The organism is Pedobacter cryoconitis (assembly GCF_014200595.1).
GTDB lineage: Bacteria > Bacteroidota > Bacteroidia > Sphingobacteriales > Sphingobacteriaceae > Pedobacter > Pedobacter cryoconitis_C.
On sequence record NZ_JACHCG010000001.1, the window covers coordinates 32,740 to 49,917 of the forward strand.

The window sequence follows — 17,178 nt, forward strand, 5'->3', positions numbered from 1 at the left end:
TTCCTAGAATTTATGATTAAAACCATTGTAGATCATGTTGAGGGCGATGGCTGTGATCGCAAAACTGAAGATGATCTTCAACCATTTGACGTCTATCTTCATCAATAGTTTTGAACCTGTAAAAGCACCCGCCAGTACCCCGATAATTACTGGAAAAGCAATTCCCGGATCAATATAGCCTCTTTGTAAATACACCACGGCGCTCGCAGCAGCAGTTACCCCAACCATGAAATTACTGGTTGTCGTACTTACCCGGAAAGGAACACGCATGGCACTATCCATTGCCAATACTTTTAAAGCACCGGAGCCTATTCCTAGTAATCCTGAAAGCATCCCCGCAAGGGTCATGATAGAGAATCCACCACCTATGTTTTTTAGTTTATAATCGACTACGCCATCTTTTGCAGGATAACTGCTGTTTAATTTGAGCAGATAGGAAAGCTTACTGCCTTCTGCCAAAGCGCCTTCATGTTTCTTTCTTAAGGTCATTGCCGCAGAAAAAATTAAGGTAACACCAAATAAGATCGCCACAATGTTAACAGGGGTGTAGATCGCCAGAATGGCCCCCATAACGGCACCTGCTGTCGTCGCTATCTCCAGAAACATCCCGAGACGGATATTAGTAATACCTTCTTTGACATAAGCACTTGCAGAGCCGGAAGAAGTGGCGATCGAAGCGACCAGTGCCGCACCGATTGCGTAACGGATGTCAACGTGAAAAAACAAGGTCAGCAAGGGTATAATTACCACGCCGCCGCCAAGACCAGTGAGTGAACCAGCAAGTCCTGCAAGATAAGCCCCCAATAACAGGATCAGGGTAAAGGTTAAAATTGTCATGAGTTGTATGATTAATGATAGTTTTTAGTAATTGTTGTCTAGTAAAGTTTTGATGAGCTGTTCTGCCGCAGCCTGATCTCTGTTCACAATCGCAGTTGCCAGTTCTTCATGCCATGCATGGCTTCTGGAAAAATAGGCCATATTTTGCTCTTTACGCTTGGTAAAGAAATCGCGGATTACTGAAGTGAAGTTTTGATACAGGTCGATTAGTACTTTGTTTTTTGAAGCTTTCGCAATGCTGACGTGAAAAGCTATATCAGCATCAGTGCATTTTTGCTGCTGATCGGTATCGATAGCTTTTTTTCGCTGTAAAAGGTGATTTTGCATCGCGGCCAGATCTTCTTCAGTTCTGTTCAGACACGCAAGTTTTACAATTTCTTTTTCGAGTAAAGAACGGACAGTATTGATTTCTTCGAAATCTGCCCGGCGCAAACGCTGAGCAAGAGTTTCTTCTTTTATTTTTGAGGCAACAAAAGTGCCTGAACCTTGCTGTACTTTAAGGATGCCGGAGATAGCAAGGGTTTTTATCGCTTCCCTGATAGTAGAACGGCCAACTTCATAACGCCCCATCAGTTCAGGTTCTGATGGGATTTTTGTGCCTTTTTTTAGTTTTCCAGAGGCAATATCGCTTTTGAGGGCAGCGATTACTTTGTCTGATAAATTGATTCTCTTCATGATTTAAACATCTGATGTTTCAAAGGTATGTAATCGTAGCATACGTCTGATGTTTGTAATGTAAAAGTGACAGGAGTAACTGTGTTTTTTGATGTTGATTTTTTAATAAATTTCTTTTCTTATTAAAAATGTTATAGGTTTACAAAAAACTTTAGGGGTGCCTTGTGCTGAGATATACCCTTTGAACCTGATGCAGTTAGTACTGCCGAAGGGAAAAGTAAGGCCACAACTATGTTGTTGGTTTTCCATTCCTTATACAGGTCATTCCTATCGTTATTAAAAATGAAAAGAATGGAAATTACTGTAAATCATCAAACTTATTCTATTGCCGGTCCATGCTCTGTAGTACAGCTGTTAACTGCTGTTTTGCAGGTTTCAGGGAGCGGTATTGCGGTGGCTGTTAATCAGTCGGTCGTGTCTAAATCTGACTGGTCTGTATACCTTCTTCAACCCGGAGATCAGGTCATGCTGATCAAAGCAACTCAAGGGGGATAATCCATTAATTTCTGTTGTAACCTAACAAAATCACATAACGATGAAAGTAGAAAAAATTCCAGATGGCCAGGTCATCAGCAGGACGCCCTTCCCGGCTTCCCGTAAAGTTTTTGTAAAAGGTGAACTTCATGATATTGAAGTAGCCATGCGTGAAATCAGCCTTAGTGAAACCAAAATACATAATGGTTTTGGCCTGACAGAGAAAAATCCATCCGTAACAGTTTATGATACCAGCGGGCCTTATACAGATCCGAATGCGCATATTGATGTAAAAGCGGGCTTGCCACGTATCCGGGAACGTTGGGTGACCGATAGAGGTGATGTAGAAAAACTGGATCAGATTACCTCTGCTTATGGTGCACAGCGGTTGGCAGATCCTTCATTGGATCAGTTACGTTTCGCTTTTCAGCATCAGCCATATCGTGCAAAAGCAGGGCAGAATGTATCTCAGATGCATTATGCCAGAAAAGGGATCATTACTCCTGAAATGGAATATATAGCCATCAGAGAGAATCAAAGAATAGAACTTTGGAATAATGAAAAGGGAGAGCAGGCCGAAGCCATGAGTCATCAGCATGCAGGAAATAGCTTCGGTGCAAATACACCTAAGGGATTTATTACACCGGAATTTGTACGTCAGGAAGTCGCTTGCGGCAGAGCAGTTATTCCATCAAATATCAATCACCCGGAGTCTGAACCCATGATTATAGGCCGGAATTTCCTGGTTAAGATTAACGCGAACATTGGTAATTCGGCAGTAACTTCCAGTATTGAAGAAGAAGTTGAGAAAGCAGTATGGGCATGCCGCTGGGGTGCAGATACGATTATGGATTTATCAACAGGTAAGAATATCCACGAAACAAGAGAATGGATTATACGGAATTCACCAGTTCCAATTGGGACTGTCCCAATCTACCAGGCGCTTGAAAAAGTGAATGGCAAAGCAGAAGACCTGACCTGGGAGCTGTTTAGAGATACATTAATTGAGCAGGCTGAGCAAGGTGTTGATTACTTTACCATCCATGCAGGAGTGTTGTTAAGATATATCCCGTTAACTGCTAAAAGAATTACGGGTATAGTTTCAAGAGGTGGATCGATCATGGCAAAATGGTGTTTAGCGCACCATCAGGAAAGTTTCCTGTATACACATTTTGAAGAAATCTGTGAGATCATGAAAGCTTATGATGTTGCCTTTTCATTAGGTGACGGACTAAGACCGGGATGTCTGGCTGATGCAAATGATGCTGCGCAGTTTGCAGAGCTGGAAACATTAGGTGAACTGACTAAAATTGCCTGGAAGCATGATGTGCAGACCATTATTGAAGGGCCGGGTCACGTACCGATGCACATGATTAAGGAAAATATGGAGAAACAGCTGGAACATTGCGGTGAAGCTCCATTCTATACTTTGGGCCCCCTGACTACAGATATTGCACCTGGATATGATCATATCACTTCAGCAATTGGTGCGGCTATGATTGGCTGGTACGGAACTGCGATGTTGTGTTATGTGACGCCAAAAGAACATTTGGGTTTACCAAATAAGAAAGATGTAAAGGACGGTGTGATTACATATAAAATTGCTGCACATGCGGCAGATCTGGCAAAAGGGCATCCCGGTGCGCAATACCGTGACAATGCTTTGAGTAAAGCCAGGTTTGAATTCAGATGGGAAGATCAGTTTAATCTTTCACTTGATCCGGATACCGCAAAAGAGTTTCATGATGAGACACTTCCTGCGGATGGGGCTAAAATCGCTCACTTCTGTTCGATGTGCGGCCCGAATTTCTGTTCGATGAAAATCACACAGGATGTAAGGGAATATGCTGCTAAACAAGGTTTGGATGAAGCTGCGGCACTGGCGAAAGGTATGGAGGATAAATCGCGCGAATTCACGGAAAAAGGTAGTGAAATATACTTGTAAATGGAACTCATAGCCGTCACACGTCCGGATTATTTCCAGGGAGAAGGCGAATTAATTAATGCTTTGTTTGGTGCGGGGCTTCAATTGTTGCATCTCCGGAAACCGGAAAGTGGGGAGGCTGGATTTATGAAGCTGATGAAGGAGATCAATCCGGATTATTACCGGTTAATTTCCATTCATCAGCATCATGAACTGGCAAACAGGTTTTCCATCCGCAGGCTTCATTATCCCGAAAAACTATGGAAACTTACTGGCGCACAAAAAAGAATAGAACTTTTTACGGATGGCTTTCATTTAAGCCGTTCTGTTCATGAGTGGGGCCCGCCAGAGGGTACGGCCTTTCTGGATTATGTTTTTTTTGGGCCAGTATTTAATAGTATTTCTAAAGTAGGTTATCAAAGTATAGTGAATAGGGATTTTAGTTTGTCTGCTGTTCCGGAAGGGCTAAAGGTATTTGGTATTGGAGGGGTTACAGCAGCGCTGTTTCAAGAATTGCAGCGGATGAAGTTTGACGGTGCTGTTGTTCTTGGGGCGCTTTGGAATCATCCGTCCGGTGCAGTAAAAGAATTTGAAAAAATGGTTAAATCATTATAAGATATGTTAATTGATCAGTTACATTATATATCACAGCCTCCGGAAAATGGGACACATCTTACTGCTATTGAGCAGGTGTTACAGGCAGGTGGTCAATGGATACAACTGCGGGTTAAGGAGCAACCGGAAGATGTTGTACTTGAACTTGCTATTCAGGCCAGCCTTTTATGCGAAAAGTATGGTGCAAAATTAATTGTAAATGACTATCCTGAACTGGCTTTAAAATCTGGTGCTTATGGAGTACATCTGGGTTTAAATGATATGCCTGTAGCGCAGGCAAGAGCTATTCTGGGAAAGGATAAGTGTATTGGCGGAACGGCAAATACTTTTGCAGATATATGCAGAAGGGTGGAGGAAGGTGCAGATTATATAGGCCTGGGACCTTTCCGTTTTACCACGACCAAGCAAAATTTAAGCCCGGTACTTGGCCTTGAAGGTTATCAAAAACTGATGGAACAAGTGCGTGAGGCTGGTATTCAATTGCCCATTATTGCCATTGGTGGTATCACAACTCAGGATATCAGAAGTATTCTTCAAACGGGGATTTATGGGGTTGCAGTCTCTGGTTTACTCACACAAGGTGTTGATCTGGCTGGAAATGTCAGCTTGATCTATCAGAAATTAAACCTTAATTCAAAACAAACGATATGTTAACTATTGCAGATAAAGTATTTAACTCCCGTTTATTTACAGGAACGGGAAAGTTCAGTTCAGCAGATATTATGGAGCAGGCATTGCTGGCTTCTGGTTCGGAACTGGTTACTGTAGCCTTAAAAAGAGTTGATCTGAAGGATAAGGAAGATGATATTTTAAGCCGGTTAAATTATCCGCAGCTTAATTTGTTACCGAATACTTCGGGCGTAAGGAATGCGAAGGAAGCTGTTTTTGCAGCACAGATGGCCAGAGAAGCTTTAGAAACCAACTGGATTAAACTGGAGATCCACCCTGATCCTAAATATTTAATGCCTGATCCGATTGAAACGTTAAAGGCAACTGAAGAATTGGCGAAATTGGGTTTTATTGTCTTGCCGTATATTCATGCTGATCCGGTATTGTGCAAGCATTTAGAAAATGCAGGGACGGCTGCGGTTATGCCTCTAGGTTCACCAATCGGGAGTAATAAGGGGCTGAAGACTATCGATTTTCTGGAAATTATTATCAGTCAGAGTAATGTTCCTGTCATTGTGGATGCTGGAATTGGTGCGCCTTCGGACGCTGCAAAAGCTATGGAAATTGGCGCGGACGCGGTATTGGTGAATACAGCAATTGCGGTTTCCAGAGATCCTGTTAAAATGGCCGAAGCATTTAAGATAGCCGTTATTGCCGGAAGGATGGCTTTTGAAGCTAAATTAGGATCTATCAATTCATATGCTGTGTCAAGCAGCCCTTTAACTTCTTTTTTGGATGACTGATAATTTCACTACACTTTTTAATACTTATAATTGGGAACAGACTAAGCAAAGTATATACGAAAAGACAGCGGAGGATGTAGTGCGTGCTTTGGGGAATAACAAACGGACTTTGGAAGATTTCAAAGCGTTAATTTCTCCTGCGGCAGCTCCGTACCTGGAACAAATGGCACAGTTGAGCAGACAGGCTACTTTGAAACGTTTTGGTAAAGTGATGCAGTTATATGTGCCGCTTTATCTTTCTAATGAGTGTAATAATATTTGTACTTATTGTGGGTTTAGCCTGGATAACAAGGTGAGACGCAAAACGTTGTCTCCTATAGAGATTATGCAGGAGGTTGCAGTGCTGAAAGAGATGGGGTATGATCATGTACTGCTGGTTACTGGTGAGGCGAATCAAACGGTGCATACGGAATATTTTAAAGCGGTGCTGGAACTTTTGCGTCCGCATTTTGCCTTGATTTCAATGGAGGTACAGCCGCTGGATACGGAGGATTATGAGGTTCTGATTCCTTTGGGGTTAAATACGGTATTGGTTTATCAGGAGACGTATCACCGGGAGGATTATAAGAAGCATCATCCGAAAGGGAAGAAATCGAATTTTGAGTATAGGCTGGAAACGCCCGACCGGCTGGGAAAGGCGGGAGTGCATAAGATGGGGTTGGGAGTATTGATTGGGTTAGAGGATTGGCGCACGGATTCTTTTTTTACGGCAGTTCATCTGGGTTATCTGGAAAAGAAGTATTGGCAGACGAAGTATAGTTTGTCTTTTCCCCGGTTAAGGCCGTTTAGTGGAGGGCTAGAGCCTAAGGTTGAAATGTCGGACAGGGAGTTGGTGCAACTGATTTGTGCGTACAGGTTGCTGAATGAGGAGGTGGAGCTTTCTATTTCTACAAGGGAGTCGGTTGTTTTCCGGGATCATGTGATTGGTTTAGGGATCACTTCTATGAGCGCAGGGTCTAAGACGAATCCGGGTGGGTATGCGGTGGAACCGGAGTCGCTGGAACAATTCGAGATTTGTGATGAAAGAACGCCGGAAGAGATTAAGGATATGTTGAAAGAGAAGGGGTATGAGGCGGTGTGGAAGGATTGGGATAGGCTTCTCCAATAAAAAAAACACTTATACTATGTTCGGGCGACATTGCCGTCGCCGAAGAGGCTCGGAATGAATGCCCTTTACATTAGTATAAGTGTTTTTTTTATCGGCTCACTGAGGGGAGTAGTTGGGAAGGTTAGAAAGAAAGAAAGAAAGAAAGAAAGAAAGAAAGAAAGAAAGAAAGAAAGAAAGAAAGAAAGAAAGAAAGAAAGAAAGAAAGAAAGAAAGAAAGAAATACTGAGCAGAGGTGTACGGGGTTGTTCTTCCTTTTCGATGAACTTACTGAGGTAGGTAAACAATAGCTCAATTTTCTGATCATGTTTCATTAACTGGAAAGTAGTAATACACCATGTTCAGTAAAGGCATAAGGTTGCTTTCTTCGCGCACCCCAACTTGATGTCGCATTTTGCGACATCAAGTCTGCAAATTCCTGCTCACTCAGAACAAAGATAAAGTCTTCGGGGAACCGCTCTATATTACGTTTCACTTGCTCATTTAAACGGCGGGTTTCAATGCTGTATAAGGTTGCCAAATCCTCGTCCAGCATTACCTTATGGCCACGGATCACATAGATCTTACTCATCATAACCTCATCCGGTATACTTACGGTATTTTGTTCGCTCATTGTATAAATGTATTCAGGTATGTATTCAACTTGGTTATTTATTTTAGTGGATGGTGTTTTGTCTTGGAAAGATCTTTTCGAGGGTATATTGGGCAGTTTTTTAGAAGAATTGTTATCTTGCTTTTATGTTGGTAAAGAAAGATGTTGAAGAGTTGTTTGGGGTTTTTGAGGGAAGAAAAATCAGGGTTAGTGAGAATGAAACTGGTGTTAATGATTCTTATTATGAGCGTTATATTTTAGGATATGAGGGAATAGAGATTACTCCTGATATTAAGTTGTTTAGTTATGAAGAGGCTTTAGTTGAGAATCGGTATATAGCTGAAAATTATCCGGATTTACATTTGAATGTTTGGATGATTGGCGAGTCTGGTCAGGGGGATGGATGGTTTTTGAATAGGGAATCCGGGCTTGTTCTATTTTTTGATCATGATCGGGGTGAGTATGAGACTATGGCAGATCTCCTGGATTTTAAACTTAATTTTTCTGAATTTATTCAATGTGCTTTCTTACTTCAGGAGTTGGAATCACTCCTTGATGAAGGGAAAAACAGTGAGGAATTAGAGGGACCTGTTAAAAGGGGGATGGATTCTATTAATCCGCTGATTTTTGCGCTTTATCCATACGAATTATTCTAATACTATAGGTTGTTTTATCTCTTGGACGTATTGATCATAATCACCATTGTAATACCCAGTATCAGGACAATAATAATAAATATCCACATGGCTATGGCATCATTTCTGGTGTTTTTTCCTCTAATGTGATCTTTAGACCAATCGAAAAAATCTCCTTTTGATTTTTTGTCTTCTTTAATTGATTCATTGTCCATATTCAAAGCTATAAGAATAAATTCAAAGGAGTATGATAAAAGCCTTTTAAGGGAGTTGTCTGATTAGTTTTTTGTAACGTAAAATTCTTAGATTCGCGGCATGAATTTAATAGACTTTACACTTCCGGAAATAGTTTTTTTAGAGCCAAGTGAACATCTTGAAGATGAAATGGGTGGACGCACAGTGATACAGCATACGGGCTCCCATACGATCATGGAAGTTATAGCAACGGATGAGGTTGAGGGACTTAATTTTAAGGCTGGAACTCAGACTTATGAGTTTGAATACCTGAATCTTTATGGGGTTGTGGAAAATCATATATTCGCAGTACATTTTACTTTGAATGAGGGGGATTTGACTGAGGTATTTAAGCAGTGTGCGGAGTGGTATAGAGCGTATTTAAGCTGGGAGGATAGAAACATCCTGGAAGATGAAGAGTAAGAACTGATTTTATATATATCCTTATGGCGAATTTTTTATTCAAAGTTCCTTTAGATTTTAGCTGGCCCATCGGTAAAATATGGGAGGGGCATATTTGCCCTTATACTTGTGAATTTGATGGTGAACGCTATAGCTGGGAAAGTGATGAAATCAAAATGCTGCATTATGCATGGACACCGGTTAACCCATCGCCAGGTGAGGGGTTTCAGGCTTGGGAAATTAATGTATTTGATGATCGCGGAGAAAACTATGGGGGTTATCCTGAATCTCCGGTATTTAGTACTTTGACTGAACTTTGCGAGTGGTGTGAATTGCATGGAGTCACCTATGTGGATAGCCAATTGTCTAAAGAAAAATGGATGGAAATATTATCAGGTAAGCCTTTCAATTTAGAGACAGGATCATAATTCATAGGTTCATTCGGTGCTCATCGGTTTTTAAATGATAATTTTGTGGGCATAATGAATAAACTTTTTGTTATTGCGATTTTCCCGTTCTCTTTTATGGCCGCTATGGCCCAGAAGCCTATGAACAATATATATCAGTCTGACGCCTATACCTTATCAAAAGATAGAGTTACACAGGGAGCATTCCAGGCCATTGCACTTTCTCCGACAGCTTTACATTCTAATTATCAAAGTCCGGTTAACCTGGATATCAGTCCGGACTTGTCTTTCAAGTTCAGTATCAATGGTAAGGATAATGAAATGGCTTCAGGAAAAAATCATGAGGTTAGTATCATTGCTGTCAATGGGAAATTTGAAACTCCTGTTATTCGTTTTGGTCAGCAGTTAAAACAGCCGCAATCAAAAGGTGTATTTCTTAGGCCAGATACCAAATTCACCATTAAACTTGATATGCGTGATGTACTGGCTGCTTTTGCTTCCAAAGGTTTTTATACTGCTTATGATGGGACAAAGGTTTACAAAGCAGACTTTAAAGGTGTTTTTGTAGCCGGGAGTATCAGCCCGCTGATCTGGGATTTTGATAACCTGAGTAATCATAAAGAGCTGGAATTAAAAGATAATGATGGCGACGGTATTTATACGGTTACGCTGGAAATGAATAAGGCCCAGGAGAAAAAAACTACAGCTTCTTCGTGGAAGTTATCAAAAGATGTTTCCGCTTTCCCTCAGTATAAATCAGCTGTTCCAATTATGGATGCACTCTATAATCTCGGTTTAGAAGAAATGGAGAATGCAATAGAGCCGGACAGTACTTTCAGAACTGGGAAAGAATGGGCAGGTGTATGGACAAGGGATATTAGTTATAGTATTATACTTTCTATGGCGACATTGCAACCCAAAGTTGCGCAGTATAGTTTGCTGAAAAAAGTTAAAAATAATCGTGTCATTCAGGATACAGGGACAGGAGGTTCTTGGCCGGTCTCTTCTGACCGGATGATCTGGGCGGTTGCAGCCTGGGAAGTCTATAAAACCACAGGTGATCAGACATGGCTTACCAAAGCTTATACGATCATTCGGAATTCAGTTGACGATGATCTTAAAAACGTCTATGACCCCCAAACAGGTATGGTCAGAGGTGAATCTTCCTTCTTAGACTGGAGAGATCAGACCTACCCTAAATGGATGCAATCTGCGGATATATATGCTTCGGAAAATCTAGGCACTAATGCTGTTCACTATCAAACCAATAAAGTTCTTGCCGAAATGGCGGTGCTGCTGAAAGACAAAGAGGCAGCTGAAAAGTATAATGGTATTGCCAGTCAAATAAAAGATGGGATCAATAAATATTTATGGATGCCGGAAAAAGGATATTATGGACAATACTTATACGGCAGACAGTTTAAACTTTTATCTCCACGCTCCGAAGCGTTGGGAGAAGCACTTGCTGTATTATTCGATATTGCTGATGCAGGACAGCAGAAATCCATCATTGCAAAAACACCAGTCACTAAGTTTGGTATTCCATGTATCTATCCTCAGATTCCGAATATTCCACCTTACCATAACAATGCAGTGTGGCCTTTTGTACAGTCCTACTGGTCGCTGGCTGCGGCAAAAACGGGAAATGCAGAAGCACTTGTACAGAGCATGAGTGCAATTTATCGTCCTGCGGCATTATTCCTGACCAATAAAGAGAATTTTGTTTCTACTTCTGGTGACTTCGCAGGTACGCAAGTCAATTCAAGTAATATGTTATGGAGCCTGGCCGGAAATATCAGCCTGGTTTATAAAGTATTATTTGGGATGGATATGCAAGCAGATGCACTGATCTTTAAGCCATTTATTCCTGAAGTGCTCAAAGGTGAACGGACGCTGACCAATTTTAAATACCGCAATGCAGTACTGGATATTAAATTGAACGGATATGGGAAGAAGATAAAATTAATCACGATTGACGGTAAACCTTTGCCACAGGCTATGGTTCCTGCGACGCTAAAAGGAAGACATCAAATTGATATTGTGCTGGCTGATGATAAACCAAACAGAGGTGAAGTTGCAAAATCTGAAGACTATTTTTCTATCGTTGCACCTGTTTTGAAAAAAGAGAACAACCTGATCAATTGGGGAAAGGTAGAAGGAGCTGAAGTTTACCAGGTGATCCGCAACGGCAAAGAAATTGCTAAAACTCAGGAATTGAACTATACCGTAACAAAAAGTGGAGAATACCAGGTAATTGCTGTAGATAAAAATGGGATTACCTCATTTGCAAGTGAACCTGTTTTAATCACGGAAACCAGAGAAATACAGGCCGTTGCTATGGAAACCGTAGCTGCTAAATCAACGCTGCCTTATCAGGGATATACGACTAATGGCTTTATTGAAATCAGTAAAACAAAGAATAAGAAAGTAACGCTTAAGATTAATATAGCTGAGGCAGGTACTTACGCCATTGACCTCAGATATGCCAATGGAAATGGCCCAACCAATACGGAGAACAAATGCGCTATCAGAACATTTAATGTCGATGGCCAGTTTGCTGGAACCTTTGTATTTCCGCAACGCGGAAAAGAAGAATGGTCTGACTGGGGCTTCAGTAATGTAAACACAGTGAAACTGACTAAGGGAATACATGAATTCCAACTTTCATTGGAAAACTGGAATGAGAATATGAATGGTGAAATTAACCAGGCTATGCTCGATTACCTGAGACTGATCAGGATAAACTAATTAGAAAAGGCCCTTTTAAAGGGCCTTTTCTAATTGTAAAGAAAAACTTGAATTTCCATTGCGTTTATCAAAAAGCTGACCGTAGTTAAAAGCCTGCTGCGCATAGAAATCATATAAGTCTTTTACTTTGTAGTGATTGGAAGAATTGTAAAGTGAATGTACATCAGGTAATTTAAGAACAATTGTCTTTTCCTGATCTTCCAGTTTTAAAGCTTCAGCTATATGCATGGAGAAGAAAAACTTAAGATTTGCTTCACATTCGAGCGCCCATGGCAGATATCTTTCCAGATAATTCCAGCCAGCAGGCTTATCCGTATGAAAAAGATACACTATCAGCAGCCCCATGGAAGTAACCAGCGAAGAATCAGACTCATTTCCCTGTAATTCTTCCTCCGCTTTCAGGAACAGCGCAGCAGCTTCCTCAATTCTGTTATCCTTAATCGCCATATAACATAAATTGCAAAGCGTGATGAAAGGTACATGCGCACAGCTATACTGCTTTTGAATTAGCGGAAGAGCTCTGGTATAAGCTGCTTTAAAATCGCCTTCATTAATTAAAAATGAAACTTCATTATCCATTTCACAAGCACTGCAATCGCTCATTCCATCAGTAGGCAGAGCATTCATTAAGTTGAGATATTTTTTACTTTCTGCCTGGTCTTTTTGACTAAGCGCTTCATGAAGATGTTTCGTATAATAAGACCGGAGGTTATAACCTTGTTCCAGTATTCTGCGCTTATAATCTTCCAGGACTACTTTAATCTGTTCCAGAGGGACTTCAGGATTGGAAAATAACTCACCAATGATCCATTTATATCTCCATAATAAGGTACTGGCAGCGTAACTTTCAGGATCTGCATCAAAAGCATTGAGCATCCAGCTAAAAGCACTCACAAAATAGGGACGGTCTGCCAGGCCCCATTGTTTATTCAGTAAATTTAATCTCAATTCATAACCTAAGGCAGTGTCTTCATGCGCATCTGCAAGCTGAATTGCTGCGATTAATAACTTTTGAGCGTCCTTTGGATTTGTGCTATCCTGATTCGCATTGTCTGTTAATTCTTGTACTTCTAAAGTATAACTCATTGTATTTATAGATTGATAAAATTCTCCATACCCATGATTACAAGGTTATGAAGTGCTTCATTAAATAAGTTCATTTCTCTGTCACTCACAGGATATTTTCCTAACATCAATGCCTGAACATATAAAATGTGAATAATAGAAGGAAATAAATAAGGGTCTTTGATGCCTGTGATGCTTTTAACCAGTTTATTATCTACATTAAAACATAGCATCGGCTGAATGACCTTCGTTTTTTTAGTAAACATGCCAAGGGTAGCTTCCAAAGGATTCAGACTGGAAGAACCCTGAGTGCTTTTAGCGTTAATATCTTCGTAGGCACCAATATAAATCGCTGGTGTGTCAACAGGATTGAAATGCTTAAGACTACAACTGCAATTTAGTGGCTGAAGTACTGCTGCCGCTCTGTTCTCAAAATCTACTAATTCTGCTGAATTCTGCACATCAACGGAATGAAAGGTATTCAACAGGCTTTCTGGTGATATTTGTTCTATCTTCAGCTCAGGATGAAGCTGACTAATCTTTTTCAATAGCTCTTCTTCAAATGTATAACCCGCATTAATGACCAGAATGCCCTGCGAGCCCGCAATCCGGTGGATCTGTTTGAAATCATTAACATTAGGCGTATAATAAATGGTCTGTTCTAAGTGCCTGATGCTCCTGTAACTCTTTGGCCCTTTATTGGTTTCAAAAAGCAGGTCATCCATAAATACCAAAAGCAACTCATGATCTTCTGCGGCAATAGCTTTAAGGTGCAGATAATGTGTACTTACCAGTCTTTGATAGATATCCGGATCTATCATATCTATGGTTTTCAGATAAGACTTGATCGCTTGTGAAATCTCAGCCTTAGCTTCTTTAAGTGTATCATTATATACCAGTGATTCTCTGGAAGCAGTAGCGTCCAGGCCATCTGCATTGAAGATACAGCGGATAAAAAACGCCCATTTAGGTAAAAGATGACAGTCATCCTCACTCATAAACATGCGTTTTAAATAGAGTTTATGGCTTTGCTTTCCAGAAAACTGTGTTTTATACAGCGACACAAATGCTACTCCTTTGACACCTCCACTTGAAGTTGAAATAGGAAATGCATCCAGAAAACCAGTATTAAATGTCTTTTGACCAATCGCAAGCAATTCTTCTTTAGTAGTGTTTGGATCAAGCCAGCGTGCTCCGGATTCGTTTATCCAGTTTACATTTTCATTGTAATGCAGGTAAACAGGCATTGGCAAAGCATCTCCGTAATATTCTAAATTTCTTCTAAAAACATCTGGTTCGAACAAATGTCTGAATTCATCTTTAGGCAGCAGAATTACTTTAGTCCCAATTGGTCTGGATTCTTCAATTTCAGTAATTTGATAAGTTCCATCAGATTTTCCTGTCCATCTCACGGCTTTTTCGCTCAAAGCCGATCTTGATTCTACAATGATCTCATTGCTTACCACAAAACAGGAAAGTAAGCCAATACCAAACTTCCCGATATAATCTTTAGCCTCAAATGACTCCCGTTTGGAACTTTCTCCGATCACTGCCAGAAATTTATGGATCTCTTCTTCTTTCAGTCCGATGCCATTGTCTTTGAAGATCATTTCTGCGTTTTCGCTATCTGGCAAATAAATGCGCAGATAACCTTCATGGTCTTCATGAAGCGTTCTGAAAGCTGTTATTGCGTCCACACCATTTTGTAAAAGCTCTCTTACAAAAGTACTGGGGTTACTGTATAAATGTTCTGACAAGAGGGAAATCATTCCCTTCAGGTTTACCTGAAATAAATAGTGTTGATTTTCATTCATGTTCATAAATAATTCTGTGCATAGTCAGGGCCATGCCTGCATTTCAAAATGACAGAGAAAGAGGGGAATAAGGATTGAACCGTTATTTTGGCACGTTCAAAGGACGGCGCAAAAAGAAGTATTCACTTTGATGCGCTGCATACTCCTGGAAGCTGGAAGAAGCCTCAATACTTTCAGGGATCTTTTTGAAATTTTCAGGGGTGATATATTTCCAGGTTACCCCATTTGATTCCTCTAAAGAAATAATTGCAATAGGGAAGTTCATGACAAATTCATTCAGGAATTCAATTTTGTTTGCTGTCCATTCCTTTGTGCTCCCTAAATTACGCGGCCATACATATAACTTGTGTGCTTCTACAGCCTTTCCGTTATCATCGATAAAGGTTGATTGTTTCAGGATCAGGTCACTGATTTTTACAGTGGCAATATCACCTTTAAAAGAATTCTCTTCCGCTGTGATCAGGATTGCCTTTGCGGTCAAAAAAGGAACACTTGCCCCCTCAGGATGTACTTCTTCTAAATGGTCAGTAAATACATACTGGCCTTTTTTGAATGTTAAAACATTTGCTGATGGTTGATCTTTGCTGCTCATTTTGAATTTTTTGTAAACTTAAACCTTTAACGTCAGTAATAGTAATAAAATTCTATTCAGAAGAATTTTTAAACTGCTTTGGTTACCAATTTATTTGACCCTTCGCCCACAAAATATTATTCTGTTAAGGGAAGATATATGAAATTCATCTGGTAATTTGTTTCTGCTTTTTTTTAGCTGTAACTGCGTCAAATCAACTTCTGGTAGGAAAACTACCAGAAGTGAATTTGACTTGTTTCGCTTAAAAAAAAACTATAAACAATTTTACCATCTAAATTTAAATAACTTCAAACATAGCACGTTTGTTGTTGTTCTAAGGCTAGTAAACATATTGTTTAGAATTGATCTGATCTTTTAAATCTCAATCATATGCCAAAGAAAGTAGTCATTATAGGTGGTGGATTTGCAGGAGTTAACCTTGCTAAAAAACTAGCAGCTAATGAATCATTTGATATAACACTCGTAGATAAAAATAATTATAACTTTTTTCCGCCGCTGCTTTACCAGGTAGCTACCGGTTATCTGGAAACCTCTAACATCACTTATCCGTTTCGTAAGCTTTTCCGGGGAAAGAAGAACTTTATGTTCAGACTTGGAGAACTGGAAGAAGTTTTGCCGGAACAAAAGCAAGTTATCCTTTCCACAGGCCCTGTCAATTACGATTACCTGGTTTTTGCCACAGGTTGTGAAACCAACTATTTCGGAATGGACAATGTAGCAAAACATGCTATCCCCATGAAGACAGTTGCTGATGCGCTGCAAATGCGGAATACCTTATTAGAACGTTTAGAAGAAGCTTCCCGGTCAGCAGATCCTGTGGAGCGTAAAAAACTGCTGACTGTAGTTGTTGCAGGTGGTGGCCCCACTGGAGTTGAAATCTCTGGAATGTTTGCCGAAATGAAAAGGACGATCCTGGCTAAGGATTATCCTGAACTTAAAGGCGCAGGCGGTGAAATCCATCTTGTAGACGGCCTGAAATCAGTACTTGCACCAATGAGTGAAAAGTCACAACAATACACCTATGATACCCTGACTAAAATGGGCGTTAAAGTAAAGCTGAATGTGATGGTGAAAGATTTCGTAAACGATACCGTTCATTTTGCTGACGGAAGTACAATCGAAGCTAAAAACCTGATCTGGGCAGCAGGAGTAACTGCAATGACTTTTAAAGGTATGCCAGAAGAAGCTTACGGAAAAGGTAAAAGACTACAAGTTGATGAATTCAACAAAGTAAAAGGACTGGAAGATATTTATGCTATCGGTGATACCTGTATCCAGTTAACCGACCCCGGATTTCCGCAGGGACATCCGCAATTAGCACAAGTCGCACTTCAACAAGGAGACAATGTAGGTAAAAACATGGTCCGGGTAGAAGAAAATCAATTTCCTAAAGCATTCAGTTATGTAGATAAAGGTACGATGGCGATTATTGGTAGAAATAAAGCCGTAGCCGATCTGCCGAAGCCCAGGCTGTTTTTCAGTGGATTTATTGCGTGGGTAATGTGGTTGTTTATCCATTTGATCTCCCTGATTAATTCAGGAAACAGGATCAAAACTTTATATAACTGGATGATTGCTTACTTTACCAGAGACCAATCCTTACGAATGATCGTCAGACCGGCAAGCAAGAAGCTATAAAGCTGCTAA

At 40.4% G+C, this 17,178-nt stretch carries 19 protein-coding genes and 1 riboswitch; of the genes, 11 read left to right on the forward strand and 8 right to left on the reverse strand.

Features of this window, described 5'->3' with window-relative positions; translation table 11 throughout:
• Positions 1 to 3: 3 nt before the first annotated feature.
• Together HDE70_RS00115 and HDE70_RS00120 are read right to left on the reverse strand one after the other, a co-directional pair.
• On the reverse strand, positions 4 to 837 hold the full coding sequence (locus HDE70_RS00115; protein ID WP_183887302.1) for a sulfite exporter TauE/SafE family protein: 834 nt from the start codon (positions 835 to 837) through the stop codon (positions 4 to 6).
• 24 nt (positions 838 to 861) lie between these two features.
• The gene (locus HDE70_RS00120) at positions 862 to 1,512 is read right to left on the reverse strand and encodes a FadR/GntR family transcriptional regulator (protein ID WP_183867384.1); all 651 of its coding nucleotides are present in this window, start codon (positions 1,510 to 1,512) and stop codon (positions 862 to 864) included.
• 143 nt (positions 1,513 to 1,655) lie between these two features.
• Positions 1,656 to 1,743: riboswitch (TPP riboswitch) on the forward strand.
• A 51-nt stretch (positions 1,744 to 1,794) separates the two neighbouring features.
• Between HDE70_RS00120 and thiS the strand changes: the two genes are divergently transcribed.
• Genes thiS through thiH form a run of 6 tightly spaced genes read left to right on the forward strand, consistent with a single transcriptional unit; the run spans position 1,795 to position 7,045 of the window.
• Entirely contained in the window at positions 1,795 to 2,007 is a 213-nt protein-coding gene (thiS, locus tag HDE70_RS00125) for a sulfur carrier protein ThiS (protein WP_260159828.1), read from the forward strand.
• 40 nt (positions 2,008 to 2,047) lie between these two features.
• A complete protein-coding gene (thiC, locus tag HDE70_RS00130; protein ID WP_183867385.1) occupies positions 2,048 to 3,931 on the forward strand; it encodes a phosphomethylpyrimidine synthase ThiC in 1,884 nt (627 codons plus the stop codon).
• A complete protein-coding gene (locus tag HDE70_RS00135) occupies positions 3,932 to 4,525 on the forward strand; it encodes a thiamine phosphate synthase (protein WP_183887304.1) in 594 nt (197 codons plus the stop codon).
• A gap of 3 nt (positions 4,526 to 4,528) precedes the next feature.
• A complete protein-coding gene (locus tag HDE70_RS00140; protein ID WP_183867387.1) occupies positions 4,529 to 5,179 on the forward strand; it encodes a thiamine phosphate synthase in 651 nt (216 codons plus the stop codon).
• Positions 5,173 to 5,937: a thiazole synthase gene (locus HDE70_RS00145; protein WP_183887306.1), complete on the forward strand. Its 765-nt coding sequence runs from the start codon at positions 5,173 to 5,175 to the stop codon at positions 5,935 to 5,937. Before HDE70_RS00140 ends, HDE70_RS00145 begins: the two co-directional genes overlap by 7 nt.
• Positions 5,930 to 7,045: a 2-iminoacetate synthase ThiH gene (thiH, locus tag HDE70_RS00150; protein ID WP_183887308.1), complete on the forward strand. Its 1,116-nt coding sequence runs from the start codon at positions 5,930 to 5,932 to the stop codon at positions 7,043 to 7,045. The genes HDE70_RS00145 and thiH overlap by 8 nt, the downstream gene beginning before the upstream one ends.
• A gap of 65 nt (positions 7,046 to 7,110) precedes the next feature.
• On the opposite strand, the gene HDE70_RS27190 is transcribed toward thiH, so the two are convergent.
• The gene (locus HDE70_RS27190) at positions 7,111 to 7,356 is read right to left on the reverse strand and encodes a hypothetical protein (protein WP_183887309.1); all 246 of its coding nucleotides are present in this window, start codon (positions 7,354 to 7,356) and stop codon (positions 7,111 to 7,113) included.
• Entirely contained in the window at positions 7,356 to 7,655 is a 300-nt protein-coding gene (locus HDE70_RS27195; RefSeq protein WP_260159830.1) for an ORF6N domain-containing protein, read from the reverse strand. The genes HDE70_RS27190 and HDE70_RS27195 overlap by 1 nt, the downstream gene beginning before the upstream one ends.
• Positions 7,656 to 7,780: 125 nt before the next feature.
• Here HDE70_RS27195 and HDE70_RS00165 point away from each other — a divergent pair, with 125 nt between their 5' ends.
• Entirely contained in the window at positions 7,781 to 8,290 is a 510-nt protein-coding gene (locus tag HDE70_RS00165; RefSeq protein WP_183887311.1) for an SMI1/KNR4 family protein, read from the forward strand.
• Between the two features lie 14 nt (positions 8,291 to 8,304).
• Here HDE70_RS00165 and HDE70_RS00170 read toward each other — a convergent pair whose 3' ends face one another.
• A complete protein-coding gene (locus HDE70_RS00170; protein WP_183887314.1) occupies positions 8,305 to 8,484 on the reverse strand; it encodes a hypothetical protein in 180 nt (59 codons plus the stop codon).
• Between the two features lie 100 nt (positions 8,485 to 8,584).
• On the opposite strand from HDE70_RS00170, the gene HDE70_RS00175 reads away from it, so the two are divergent.
• Genes HDE70_RS00175 through HDE70_RS00185 form a run of 3 tightly spaced genes read left to right on the forward strand, consistent with a single transcriptional unit; the run spans position 8,585 to position 12,060 of the window.
• Complete coding sequence (locus HDE70_RS00175; protein ID WP_183867393.1) at positions 8,585 to 8,926, forward strand: hypothetical protein; 342 nt, start codon at positions 8,585 to 8,587, stop codon at positions 8,924 to 8,926.
• A gap of 23 nt (positions 8,927 to 8,949) precedes the next feature.
• Positions 8,950 to 9,333 carry a hypothetical protein gene (locus HDE70_RS00180; protein ID WP_183887315.1) on the forward strand — a complete coding sequence of 128 codons (384 nt, stop codon included), beginning with the start codon at positions 8,950 to 8,952 and terminating at the stop codon, positions 9,331 to 9,333.
• A 54-nt stretch (positions 9,334 to 9,387) separates the two neighbouring features.
• Positions 9,388 to 12,060 (forward strand): MGH1-like glycoside hydrolase domain-containing protein, encoded by a 2,673-nt coding sequence (locus HDE70_RS00185; RefSeq protein ID WP_183887317.1) that lies wholly within the window; start codon positions 9,388 to 9,390, stop codon positions 12,058 to 12,060.
• Positions 12,061 to 12,075: 15 nt separating this feature from the next.
• Here the strand turns inward: HDE70_RS00185 and HDE70_RS00190 are convergent, their stop codons facing one another.
• From HDE70_RS00190 to HDE70_RS00200, 3 genes are all read right to left on the reverse strand, one after another.
• The gene (locus HDE70_RS00190; RefSeq protein ID WP_183887319.1) at positions 12,076 to 13,146 is read right to left on the reverse strand and encodes a hypothetical protein; all 1,071 of its coding nucleotides are present in this window, start codon (positions 13,144 to 13,146) and stop codon (positions 12,076 to 12,078) included.
• A gap of 5 nt (positions 13,147 to 13,151) precedes the next feature.
• A complete protein-coding gene (locus HDE70_RS00195) occupies positions 13,152 to 14,939 on the reverse strand; it encodes an HSP90 family protein (RefSeq protein ID WP_183887321.1) in 1,788 nt (595 codons plus the stop codon).
• Positions 14,940 to 15,021: 82 nt separating this feature from the next.
• A complete protein-coding gene (locus tag HDE70_RS00200) occupies positions 15,022 to 15,531 on the reverse strand; it encodes a hypothetical protein (protein WP_183887322.1) in 510 nt (169 codons plus the stop codon).
• Positions 15,532 to 15,900: 369 nt separating this feature from the next.
• Here HDE70_RS00200 and HDE70_RS00205 point away from each other — a divergent pair, with 369 nt between their 5' ends.
• On the forward strand, positions 15,901 to 17,169 hold the full coding sequence (locus tag HDE70_RS00205; RefSeq protein WP_183887324.1) for an NAD(P)/FAD-dependent oxidoreductase: 1,269 nt from the start codon (positions 15,901 to 15,903) through the stop codon (positions 17,167 to 17,169).
• The last annotated feature ends 9 nt before the right edge of the window (positions 17,170 to 17,178 follow it).